At 71.5% G+C, this 11,792-nt stretch carries 3 protein-coding genes; all 3 read left to right on the forward strand.

Features of this window, described 5'->3' with window-relative positions:
* Positions 1 to 94 precede the first annotated feature (94 nt).
* Positions 95 to 994, forward strand: a complete 900-nt coding sequence (locus tag AC5Y5V_RS26820) for a glycerophosphodiester phosphodiesterase (RefSeq protein WP_499941207.1) — start codon at positions 95 to 97, stop codon at positions 992 to 994.
* Between the two features lie 467 nt (positions 995 to 1,461).
* Complete coding sequence (locus tag AC5Y5V_RS26825) at positions 1,462 to 1,677, forward strand: MbtH family protein (protein WP_499941209.1); 216 nt, start codon at positions 1,462 to 1,464, stop codon at positions 1,675 to 1,677.
* Positions 1,678 to 1,707: 30 nt separating this feature from the next.
* Positions 1,708 to 11,792, forward strand: a 10,085-nt coding sequence (locus tag AC5Y5V_RS26830; protein ID WP_499941211.1) for an amino acid adenylation domain-containing protein, incomplete at its 3' end; no start/stop codon positions are given.

Here is an 11,792-nt window from a genome sequence, read left to right on the forward strand (position 1 = left end):
TGGCCGAGCAGTCCCCCGCAAGCGGGAGGTACCCCCAGCAAAAGCCCCCTTCAGCACGGCGTGTCGGGGGCTTTTGCGTCTGCTCGCGAGTGGAATGCTCCTCGTGGCGCCGGCCTGGTCACCGTCGGCGGCCGCCCAACCGGCCGGCTTCGACGTGCAGGCGCACGCCGGTGGCCGTGGCGAGACCACCGGCGAATCGCTGCGAGCCTTCGCGAAGGCCATCGAAATCGGCTTCACCACACTGGAACTCGACATCAACATCACCAAGGACGGGCAGCCGCTGGTGTGGCACGACCCGGTGATCGAGGCGGGGCAGTGTTCCGACACCGGCCCGGCGTCGGCCGGTGACCCGACGTATCCGTACGTCGGCAAGCTCGTGCATCAGCTCACCGTGGCGCAGATCCGCACCCTGGACTGCGGCAAACCGAGCAGTGAGTTTCCGCATGCGGAAGTGGTGTGGGGCAACAAGATAGCGACCCTGCCGCAGGTGTTCCAACTCGCCGACTCCCGGCACTCCGGCGTGCGCTACAACATCGAGACCAAGGTGGCCGCGGACACGCCGGGTGTCTCGGCCGAGCCGCAGGAGTTCGTCGACGTGATACTGGCCGCGGTCCGCGCCGCGGGCAAGATCGACCGGGTGGAGATCCAGAGCTTCGACTGGCGAACGCTGCCGTTGGTGCGTCTGGCCGAACCGTCGATCCCCTTGGTGGCCTTGTGGGATGACGACACCTGGACCCCCGATTCGCCGTGGCTGGCCGGTGTCGACCCCGCGGTGGTCGGCGATCCGATCGTCGGCGCCATGACGGTGGGCGCCGGGATTCTTTCGCCGCGGTACACGCTGATTGACAAAGCATTCGTGGATCGGGCACACGCGTTGGGGCTCAAGGTCATTCCGTGGACCGTCAACGACGCTGCGGCCATGCGCCGGCAAATTGCCTACGGCGTCGACGGCCTGATCACCGACTACCCGAGCCTGCTGCTCAGCGTGCTCTAGCGGCCGCACCGCTCGGGCGCAGTTGTGGCACAAACGTCCAGTTTCGTTGGCGCACACCGTAAATTGACTCTGTGGGCAATATATGGCCGGAACCGGACGGCCGCTGAGGGGCCTCACAATACGCCCGACGCGCACCCGTGTCTGCCCTTGGCGCCACGCGCACAGCCAATACATAAGTAAACCGTGCCCTGGACAAGCGACGGACAAGCGACGGACAAGCCGCGGGCCGGTATCGCCTGCGTGAGAACGGTTTCCGCATCTCTGCGATGCCACGCTGAAGTCGGCCCGTCCAAGCCGGCGCCGGCTCCGAATGCCTGTCTGAGCACGGCGTTGAACCGCGACACGCCCGCTCTCGTTTACAGGAGATACGAAGGTTTGAAACGGCTCAGGGAGGTTAAACCTGGCGGGGGAAGTATTCGGGTACTGATCAGCCACCAGTCCAAGCCATCCGTCTCTGGGGGGGACCCATGACCGTAAATCCGTTCGATGACGACAACGGAAGCTTCTTCGTGTTGATCAACGACGAAGAGCAGCACAGCCTGTGGCCGACCTTCGCCGACGTCCCGTCCGGCTGGCGAGTCGTACACGGCGAGGCGGACCGCACCGCGTGCCTGGACTACATCGAACAGAACTGGCCCGACATACGCCCGAAGAGTCTGCGCGACAGATTGGCGGAAGCCTGATCGGTTAGCCGGGCTCGAGTGGGGAGACGGATGGAGTTGGGCGACCGGGTTTTGCCGGTGACGCGTGCGCAGCTGGACATCTGGCTTGCGCAGGAAGCGGGTGGCCCGGGCGCGCAGTGGCAGCTCGGCCTGTTCGTGAAGATCGAAGGGACGGTGGACCGGGACGCCCTGGAATGGGCGATCCGGCGCGTCATCGGGGAGGCCGAACCGGCGCGCGCGGTTTTCTTCGAGGCAGACGGCCAGGTTTTCCAGCGACCGCTGGACAACCCGGATATCGAGCTGCCCCTTTACGATTTGAGCAGTTCGGACGACCCCGTGCGCGAAGCGCGCGAGGCCGCGGCGTCGATCCAGCGCACGCCAATGCCGTTGAGCGAACCGCTGTTCAAATTCGCGATATTCCAGACCGGCTTCGACGAATTCCATTTGTTTGCGTGCTGCCACCACATCGTCATGGACGGATCCGGCCTGGCGCTGGTCTGCCATCGAGCCGCCTCGGTCTACTCCGCCATTGTTTCCGGCGCGCCGGTGCCACCCGCCTATTTCGGCTCGCTGTCGGACCTGGTCGAATGCGAATCGGAATACGAAACCTCCGCCGAATATCTCGAGGACCAGTCCTATTGGTCGGCGAACCTGCCGCCCGACGGTGGCTCCGGCTACCGCCTGCCGGACGCCCCGGGCGAAGCCGACCCGTACCGGCATTCCGCGCCGGTTCGGCTGGATCCCGTTGTCCTGCAACGGGTCGAGCGGTTGTGTCAGGCGTGGAAGGTGCCGCGGTCGTCGGTCATCACCGCGGCGTGCGCGCTGCTGGTGCGCGGCTGGTGCGCCGACGGCCCGGAGATCGTGCTCGACTTTCCGGTGAGTCGGCGAGTGCTTCCGCAATTGAAGACGCTGCCCGGGATGGTCGCCGGCGTGGTGCCGCTGGTGCTGCGGATTGCGCCGGAATCACCGATTGCCGGCTTTTGCGAATATGTGGACGCGCGGATCCGGGAAGCGCTGCAACACCAGCGATTTCCGGTGCGGGCGTTGGAGCGAAAGGCGCTGCCCGGCGAGTCGGCTAACCGGGTCGTCGTCGATTTCCTGCCGTCCGCATTTACCGTGCCCTTCGGCGGTGTCGACGCGTCGGCGTCATTGATTTCCGGCCTCGCCGGCGGCTTCGGGTTGATCTTCTCCGGAATCGGCGACGAGCTTTTGCTGAGCACATTGGGTGAGGGTCAGCCGTTTTCGAATTTCGACGTCACCGAAATCGCGATCCGGCTGGAGCGGCTGCTGGCGGCGATGGCCGCCGATCCGGGTCGCCGGCTGTCATCGGTCGAGGTGCTGGACGGCGCCGAGCGGGCGCTGCTGCACGACGTCGGCAATCGCGCCGCGCTCGACAGCCCCGCGGTGGCGGTGTCGATTCCGGTGCTGTTCGGCGCCCAGGCGGCGCTGACTCCCGAGGCGGTGGCGGTCGGCGGCGCGGGCGGGACGCTGACGTATCGCGAGCTCGACGAGGCGGCCAACCGGCTGGCGCACCTGCTGGCCAGTCGCGGCGTGGGCGCGGGGCACTGCGTGGCGTTGCTGCTGCCCCGCTCCGCCGACGCGGTCGTGGCGATCCTGGCGGTGCTGAAGACGGGCGCGGCCTACCTGCCGATCGACCCGACGGTGCCGCCGGCGCGGATCGCGTTCGTGCTCGGCGACGCCGCGCCGCGGGCCGTCGTCACCACCGCGGAGCTGGCCGGCCGGCTCGACGGCCACGGCGTGCCCGTCATCGATGTCCACGACACCGCGCCCGCCACGGCGCTCACCGCGCCATCCGCCGGGCCGACCCCCGACGACCTGGCCTACCTGATCTACACGTCGGGCACCACCGGAACCCCGAAGGGCGTGGCGCTGACACACGGCAACGTGACCGCGCTGTTGGCGTCGCTGGACGGGGACCTGCCGCCGACGGGGGTCTGGGCGCACAGCCACTCGCTGGCCTTCGACGTCTCGGTATGGGAGATCCTGGCGCCGCTGCTGGGCGGGGGGCGAGTGGTGGTGATCCCCGAATCCGTCGCCGGCTCCCCGCAGGACTTCCACGACATGCTGCTGGCCGAGGGAGTCACGGTGCTGACCCAGACCCCGTCGGCGGTGGCGGCGTTGCCGACGGCGGGTCTGGAGTCGATGACGCTGGTGATGGCCGGCGAGGCCTGCCCGCCCGAGGTGGTCGACCGCCTCGCGCCCGGGCGGGCGATGGTCAACGCGTACGGACCGACCGAGACGACCATGTGTGTGGCCATCAGCGCCGCGCTGACCCCGGGCGCGGGCGCCCCGCCGATCGGGTCGCCGGTGTCGGGGGCGGGGCTGTTCGTGCTCGACGGATGGCTGCGGCCGGTGCCGGTCGGCGTGGTCGGCGAGCTGTACGTAGCCGGCAGCGGCGTCGGCGTCGGGTATCTGCGGCGCCCCGGTCTGACCGCGTCGCGGTTCGTGCCCTGCCCCTACGGCCCGGCCGGACAGCGGATGTACCGCACCGGCGACCTGGTGCGGTGGCGCGACGACGGCCAGCTGGACTATCTGGGCCGCGCCGACGAGCAGGTCAAGGTCCGCGGGTATCGCATCGAACTCGGCGAGATCCAGGCCGCCCTGGCGGCCGTGGACGGCGTGCAGCAGGCGGTGGTCGTCGCCCGCGAGGACCGCCCCGGCGACAAGCGGCTGATCGGGTACGTGACCCGTGCCACCGAGGGACTGGACCCGGCCCAGGCGCGCGCCGCGCTGGCCGAGCGGCTGCCGTCGTACCTGGTACCCGCCGCCGTCATCGCCCTGGACGCGCTGCCGCTGACGCCCAACGGCAAGCTCGACACCCGCGCGCTGCCCGCCCCGGAGTACGTCACCGCCGCCTACCGCCCCCCGGCCAACGCGGTCGAGGAAACCCTGGCCACCATCTACGCGCAGGTGCTAGGCCTGGACCGGGTCGGCGTGGACGACTCCTTCTTCGAACTCGGCGGCGACAGCATCCTGTCCATGCAGCTGGCGGCGCGGGCGCGGGCAGCGGGTCTGACGTGCCGGCCGCGGGACGTGTTCGTCGAGCAGACCGTGGCCCGGCTGGCCCGGGTGGTCGAGCGCGCCGGCGGAGCCCAGGGTGCGGCCGGCCCGGCCGACGAGGGCGTCGGGCCCGTCGCCGCGACCCCGATCATGCGGTGGCTGCAGGAAGTGCCCGGGCCGGTGGACCAGTTCAACCAGGCGATGCTGCTGCAGGCGCCGGCGGGGACCACCCAGGACGACGTGGTGGTGGTGCTGCAGGCGCTGCTCGACCGGCACGCCATGCTGCGGCTGCGGATTGAGGAAGGGTTCACCGTCCCCGAGCCGGGCTCAGTGGACGCCCGCGCGTGCCTGCACGCGGTCGCCGACCTGTCCGACGAGGCGCTGATCGCGGCGCGGTCGCGGCTCGACCCGGCCGCCGGGGTGATGGTGAGCGCGCTGTGGGCCGCCGACACGGGTCGGCTCGCGCTGGTGATCCACCACGTGGCCGTGGACGCGGTGTCGTGGTGGATTCTGCTGCAGGACGTCAACGTCGCCTGGGCCCAGCATCGCGGCGGCCAGCCGGTGGCCCTGCCGAGCGCGGGGACGTCGTTCCAGCGGTGGGCGTCGCTGCTGGTCGAGCACGCGCACCGGCCGGAAGTCGTGGCGCGCGCGGACGACTGGAAGCGGGTCACGCAGCCCGCCCCCGCGCTGCCGCGCACCTCAGACACTTACGCCGACGCCGGGCGCCTGTCGCTGACGCTCGACGACGCCGAGACCGCCCGGATGCTGTTGGGTGAGGTGCCCGCGGCGTTCCACGCGGGGGTGCAGGACATTCTGCTGATCGCGTTCGGCCTGGCGTGGGCGGAGTTCTCCGGCGCCAATGCGCCCGTCGGCGTCGACGTCGAAGGCCACGGCCGCCACGAGGAGCTGGCGCCGGACGTCGACCTGTCGCACACGGTGGGGTGGTTCACCACCAAATACCCGGTGGCGCTGAGCGTGAACGGGCTGCGCTGGACCCAGGTGGTCGCCGGTGACCCGGCGCTCGGAGCCGCGGTCAAGGACGCGAAGGAACAGCTGCGTGCCGTGCCGCACCCGCAGACCTACGGGGCGCTGCGCTACCTCAACGACCACGTCGACCTGGCCGGGCCGGACCCGGCGATCGGCTTCAACTACCTCGGGCGGCTCGGCGCGGTGGCGGACCTGCCGGCCGAGGGTTGGCGATTCTGCCCCGAGAGCCTGGCGCTCACCCGCGCCGCCGCGGCGATACCGATGCCGCTGGCGCACACGATGGAACTCAACGCCGGCGCCCTGGACACCGAGCTCGGGCCGCGCCTGCACGCGGACTGGACGTGGGCGCCGTCGGCGCTGGACGAGGCGCAGGTCGCCCGGCTGAGCCGACTGTGGTTCGAGGCCCTCACCGGCATCTGCGCCCACGTCCGGCGCGGCGGCGGCGGGCTGACACCATCGGACATCGCGCCCGCCCGCCTCACGCAGCCGCAGCTCGACGAGCTGCAAGAGCAGCAACCGGTCGCCGACGTGCTGCCCCTGACGCCGCTGCAGCAGGGCCTGCTGTTCCACGCCAGCACCGCGCAGGCCAGCGACGACATGTACGCCGTGCAGCTGGATTTCACCGTGACCGGGGTCCTCGACCCGGACCGCCTGCACGACGCCGTGCGCGCGGTCATCGGGCGGCATCCCCACCTGGCGGCCCGCTTCTGCGCGCAGTTCGACGAGCCGGTGCAGGTCATCCCCGCGGACCCCGCCGTCGAGTGGCGGTACTTGGACTTCACCGCAATTCCGGACGAAGACCGCATCCAGCGGCTCTGCGCCGACGAGCGCGCCGCGGTCTGCGACCTGGCCGGCCAGCAGGCGTTCCGGGTCGCGCTGGTCCGCGTGGCCGAAGACCGGCACCGGTTGGTGCTGACCAACCACCACATCGTGCTCGACGGCTGGTCGATGCCGATCCTGCTGCGCGAAATCTTCGCCGGCTACTACGGGCAACGGCTGCCCGCGGCGGCGTCCTACCGGACGTTCTTCACCTGGCTGGCCGACCGCGACGTCGACGCCGCCCGCGCGGCGTGGCGCGACGTGCTGGCCGGCTTCGACACGCCGACGCTGGTCGGGCCGCAGGACCGGCCCGAGGACCGGCTGGGGCGGGGCCGCCGCGGCTTCGCCGAGGTGCGCGTGCCCGAGCGGACCAGCCGGGCGCTCGGCGACCTGGCCCGCTCCTGCCACACCACCCTCAGCACGGTGCTGCAGGGCGCGTGGGCGGTGCTGCTGACCTCGCTGACCGGCCACCGCGACGTCGCGTTCGGCACCGCACGGTCGCGGGTGGCCCAGCTGGAGGTCGCCGACGCGGAATCGATGGTCGGCCTGCTGATCAACGTCGTGCCGGTGCGGGCGAGCATCGCGGCCGCCACCACCACCGCGGACCTGCTGGACCAGCTGCAGAACGCCCACAACGACACCCTGGAGCACCAGCACCTGGCGCTGCCCGACATCCACCGCGTCAGCGGGCACGAGCGGCTTTTCGACACTCTTTTCGTCTACGAGAACTACCCGATCGACACCGGGACGCCATTGGGCCCATCCAGCCAAGACGGATTGGCGATCAGTGGGTTCAGCAACCGCGAATACAACCACTACCCGCTGACCGCCGAGGCCCTGCCGGGCCGTGAGATCGTCCTGCGCCTCGAATACGACACCGACGTGTTCGACGCCGACGGCGTCGCGGCGCTGACCGAGCGGCTGCGGCGCGTGCTCGCGGCCATGGCCGGCGGTCCCACCCGGCGGCTGTCGGCGGTGGACCTGCTCGATCCCGGCGACCGCGAGCGGTTGCTGTCGCAGTGGTCCGGCGCGGGAGTGTCGGCGCCGGTGGGGGTGGCGCCGCAGTTGCTGGCGGCGGCCGTGGCCGCCGACCCCGACGCGGTGGCCGTCATCGACGGCGCGCGGGAGCTGTCGTATCGCGAGCTGGACGACCGTTCGACGCGACTGGCGCGGCTGCTGATCGAGGCCGGCGTGGGCGCGGAGCGCGCCGTGGGCGTCGCGATGGACCGCTGCGCCGAGCTGGTGATCGCGTGGTGGGCGGTGGCCAAGGCCGGCGGCGTATACGTGCCGCTGGATCCGGACCATCCCGTCGAGCGGATCGGCGCGGTGCTGGACGCGGTGGCCGCGGTGTGCGTGCTGACCCGCGGCAATCCAACCCCGGCCGCCCTGGTCGCGGCCGGCCCGCGTCCCGTGCTGCGGGTCGACGGCCTGGACCTCACAGCCGGGCGCGCCGAGCGGCCCTCGGCCCCGGAACCGGACAACACCGCCTACGTGATCTTCACGTCCGGGTCCACCGGGACACCCAAGGGCGTGGCGGTCAGCCACGCCGGCCTGCTCGGGGTGGCCGCGGCGCAGCGCGACGTGTTCGGGTTAGGCGCGGACTCGCGGGTGCTGATGGTGGCCTCGCCGACGTTCGACGCGTCGGTCTTCGAGATGTTGTGGGCCGTGGGGTCGGGGACGGCGCTGGTGGTGGCGCCCGCGGGCCGCTACGCCGGCGAGGCGCTGACGGCACTGCTCGCCGAACACCGGGTGAGCGCCGCGGTGCTGACCCCGACGGTGCTGGCGTCGCTGGATCCGGCTCGGCTGGACGGGCTGACGGCGCTGCTCGCTGCCGGCGAGGCCTGCCCGCCGGAGCTGGTTGCCCAGTGGGCGCCGGGGCGTCGCATGTGCAACGGCTACGGCCCCAGCGAGGCCACGATCTGGGCCACCTGCGCGCCCCTGACGGCCGGAGCGCCGGTGCGCATCGGCGCGCCGATCCCCGGGGTGTGCGCGCTGGTGCTCGACGGCTGGCTGAACCCGGCCCCGGCGGGGGTGATCGCTGAGCTGTACGTAGCGGGGCCCGCGGTGGCGCTCGGCTACCTGGGCCGGGTGGACCTGACCGCCGAACGGTTCGTCGCGAACCCGTTCTCGTCGGGCGAGCGCATGTACCGCAGCGGCGACCTGGTGCGCTGGACCCCCGACGGCGCGCTGGAGTACCTGGGCCGCGCCGACACCCAGATCAAGCTGCGCGGCCAGCGCGTCGAACTGGGCGAGATCGAGAGCGCGCTGCTGGCCTGCCCGCAGGTCGGCCGGGCCGCCGCGATCGTGCATGACGGACCGGCCGGCGCCCACCTCGTCGCCTACATCACGCTGGACCGCACGGCGGGACCCGACGACACCGCCGACACTGACGACCAGGACGCCGAGATCGTCGGGCAGTGGCAGCACGTGTACGACGACCTGTACGGCGCTGCCGCCGGCGACGTGGAGTTCGGCCAGGATTTCCGGGGCTGGAACAGCAGTTACACCGGGGCGCCGATTCCGCTCGAGCAGATGCAGGAGTGGCGCGCGGCCACGGTGGAGCGGATTTTGGCGCTGGGGCCGCGGCGGGTGCTGGAGATCGGCGCGGGCTCGGGGCTGGTGTTGTCGCAGGTCGCGCCGCACTGCGAGCGTTATGTGGCCACCGATGTGTCGGCGGTGACGATCGAGAACCTGGCGCGTGCGCTGGCGCCGCTGCCGTGGCGGGATCGGGTCGAGTTGGTGGCCCAGCCCGCGCACGTCGTCGGTGGGCTGTCGCGCGGGGGCTTCGACACGATCGTGCTGAACTCGGTGGTCCAGTACTTCCCGAACGCGGAGTACCTGGCCGAGGTCATCGACACCGCGCTGGGCCTGCTGGCGCCGGGCGGGGCGCTGTTCATCGGCGACGTCCGCAACCACACCCTGCAGGCCGCGCTGCTGACCGGCGTCGCGCTCGCGCGCTCGCAGGGCGCCGACTCGGCCGAGATCCGTCGCCGGGTCCAGCACGCGCTGCTCGGTGAACCCGAATTGCTCTTGGCGCCAGAGTTTTTCAGTGCCTTGGCGGTCGACCGGCCGGGGGTGGCCGGCGTCGACATCCAGGTCAAGCGCGGGTCGGGCGACAACGAGCTGAACCGCTACCGCTACGACGTCGTCGTCCACAAGGACCCCACGTCGGTGCGGTCGGTGGCGGACGCGCCGGTGTGGCAGTGGTCCGGTCTCGGTGAGGTGGGCTCCCGGCTGGCATCCGAGCGGCCCGCCGCGGTCCGCGTCGCCGGCATCCCGCGGGCCGGGGTGATCGCCGACGTGCACGCCGAACGCGGGCTGGCTACGCCGGATCAGGCCGCGGCCACGCCCGAGGAGCTCTACCGCCTGGGCGAGGCCGCGGGCTACCGCGTGGCCGTGACCTGGGGTGCGCGGGCCGGCACGGTGGACGCGGTCTTCCTGGCGCCGGGCGTGGACGACGCCTTGACCGGCCTATACCTGCCGCAGGGGCGCGGCGCTTACGCCAACGACCCGCACGCCAACGCCAAGATCGCGGCGGTGCGGCAGCGGCTGAGCGCGCGATTGCCCGAATATATGGTCCCGTCGCACATCGTGGTGCTCGACGAGTTCCCGTTGACGTCGTCGGGCAAGCTCGACCGCAAGGCGCTGCCGGCCCCCGAGTACGGCGACGCCGGGGCATATCGCGCCCCGGCCAACGCGGTCGAGGAGATCCTGGCGGGCATCTACGCCCGCGTGCTGGGGCTGGACCGGGTCGGGGTCGACGACTCGTTCTTCGACCTGGGTGGCGAATCGCTGTCGGCGATGCGCCTGATCGCGGCGGTGAACGCCAGCCTGGATTGCGACCTTTCGGTGCGCGCGGTGTTCGAGGCGCCCACGATCGCGCAGTTGGCGCCCCGCATCGGCGGGGATGCGCGCCGGCCGGAGCCCTTGGTGGCCGGCGCGCATCCCGACGTGGTGCCGTTGTCGTTCGCGCAGAGCCGGCTGTGGTTCGTCGACCAATTGCAGGGCCCGTCACCGGTGTACAACATCGCCGCGGCGCTGCGGCTGCGCCAGCGAGGGGATGTCCTCGATGTCGCAGCGCTGGGCGCGGCGCTGGCCGACGTGGTGGGCCGCCACGACAGCCTGCGCACGGTGTTCACCGCGACCGACGGCGTGCCGCAGCAGGTCGTGCTCCCACCCGAGCGGGCCGACTTCGGCTGGGACGTCGTCGACGCCACCGGCTGGCCGGCCAGCCGGCTGGACGAGGCCCTCGCCGACACGGTGCGCTACGCGTTCGACCTCGCCAACCAGATCCCTTTGCAGGCCAGGCTTTTCCGCGTCGCCGACGACGAACACGTGCTGGTGGCCGTCGTGCACCACATCGCCGCCGACGGCTGGTCGATCAACCTGCTGGTGCGCGACATCGGCATCGCCTACGCCAGCCGCTGTGCCGGGCAGGCGCCCGGATGGGCCGCGCTGCCGGTGCAGTACGTCGACTACACGCTCTGGCAACGCGCCCAGTTCGGGGACCTGACGGAGCAGCTGGCCTACTGGGAGCAAGCCCTGGCCGACATGCCCGAACAGCTGCAACTGCCCACCGACCGGCCCTACCCGCCGGTCGCCGATCACCGCGGCGCCCGCACCACCGTGGACTGGCCGGCGGAGCTGCAGCAGCACGTCCGCCGGGTGGCCCGCGAGCACAACGCGACCAGCTTCATGGTGGTCCAGGCCGCCTTCGCCGCGCTGCTGTCCAAGGTCAGCGCCACCAGCGAGGTGGCCGTCGGCTTCCCGATCGCCGGCCGGCGCGATCCCGCCCTGGACGACCTGGTCGGCTTCTTCGTCAACACCCTGGTGCTGCGGGTCGACCTGGCCGGCGACCCCAGCTTCGCGGAGCTGCTGGCGCAGGTCCGGCGGCGCAGCCTCGCCGCCTACGAGCACCAGGACGTGCCCTTCGAGCTGCTCGTCGAGCGGCTAAACCCCACCCGAAGCCTGACCCGTCATCCGCTGATCCAGGTCCTGCTGGGCTGGCAGAACATGCCCGGGCAGTCCGACCTCGCCGCCGGCCTGACCCTGGGTGGACTCGACGTCACGCCGTTGCCGGTCGACACCCAGACGGCCCGCATGGACCTGTCGTTCTCGCTGGCCGAACGCTTCGGCGACGACGGCGAGCCCGCCGGGATCGGCGTGATGGCGGAATTCCGTACCGACGTGTTCGACGCGGTGAGCATCGAGGCGTTGATCGGGCGGTTGTGTCGGGTGTTGGTGGCGATGACGGGGGATCCGGGGCGGCGGTTGTCGTCGGTGGATCTGCTGGATGTGTCCGAGCACGA

The organism is Mycobacterium sp. NGS68, from assembly GCF_059812195.1.

Coding starts and splice junctions, on each gene's coding strand:
- AC5Y5V_RS26820 (WP_499941207.1), top strand. CDS start 95: ATGCTCCTCGTGGCGCCGGCCTGGTCACCGTCGGCGGCCGCCCAACCG.
- AC5Y5V_RS26825 (WP_499941209.1), top strand. CDS start 1,462: ATGACCGTAAATCCGTTCGATGACGACAACGGAAGCTTCTTCGTGTTG.